Raw genomic sequence first — 1092 nt, 5'->3', positions numbered from 1 at the left:
GGCGCGCCAGGCGGCCCTGCCGGCACACCACGAGATCGCCGCCGCCGTGGCGGACCGCCTCGCGCCGCTGGACCAGCGGGCCGGAACGCCCGACGTCGACGGGCCGCTCGCACCGGTGACGGAGACGGAGGCGGCCCGGACCGGCCTGCCCGCCGGAACCGTCGTCCCGCCGCGTCTGCGGCAGGTGGTCCGCACCGCGCTCAGCGCCCCGCCGGAGGAACTCGTCGCGCGCGGCCTGGTGCCGTCCGCGGAGGTGCTGGCCGAGCTCGTTCCGCAGCTCGTGGCCAACGCCACCGCGCAGCGCCACGCCGATCCCGCCCTGCGCACCCTCGCGGCGGCCACGTACCGGGCGTTCCGCAACCGGCGTTCGCTGCTGCTGCTCGACCTGGAGCACCAGGTGCGGGTGGACGAGCTGCCCTGGGTGCGCGCGGTCGCGGGCCACGGCAGCGACGCCGATACGGAGGAACGCGCGCGGGCGGCCGCAGAGGCCGCGCTGCGGCGTCTCGGAGACCTGGCCGTCGGCGCGTTCCCCGGAACGCTGCTGCCGAACCCGCTGGTGCGCGAGATGTCCCACCTGGCACGCCGGGCCGACCTGTCCGCGCCGTTCACCGAGGAGCTCGCGGCCGACATCTTCACGGGGAGCTTCAGCCCGAAGTTCCTGACCGCCGCGCGCATCGCGGCCGACCTTCTGGAAGGCGGCCTCTACGCCCGCTACTACGGGATCGACTGCGCCGCGGTACGCAACATGGCGGTGGTGCACGCCGCCGACGGCCTCGCCCTGGCCCGTCCGGCCCGGACGGCGCCAGCGTTCGACCGGCTGTGCGGGGAGCGGGCCGGGACGGACGCCGCCCGCTCCTGGTCTCCGGCCGGCAACGGCACGGTCATCGAGCAGGCGCAGATCCTGACCACCCACAACCTGGCCGTCCTGGTGCGGCGGGCGGGCGTCGCTCCGGAGGCGGGCTGGGAGGCCCTGGCCGAGGAGGGCTTCGCCTCGGTGTGCCGCCTCGTCGCCCGCGTCCACGGCCATCCGCGCCCGCTGGGCACCGTTAAGGACGCGGCGTACGCCTGGCGGCAGACGCTGTTCTTCCTGTC

Annotated in this window: 1 pseudogene; it reads left to right on the top strand. The window is 76.3% G+C overall.

Annotation, left to right across the window (positions count from 1 at the left end):
- Positions 1-1092, top strand: a pseudogene (locus AB0O29_RS36320) (hypothetical protein); the annotation flags it as partial.

The organism is Streptomyces sp. NPDC089915 (assembly GCF_040684675.1).
Lineage (GTDB): Bacteria > Actinomycetota > Actinomycetes > Streptomycetales > Streptomycetaceae > Streptomyces.
The sequence above is the reverse complement of the archived record's forward strand: the minus strand, read 5'-3'. Positions and strand labels throughout refer to the sequence as shown.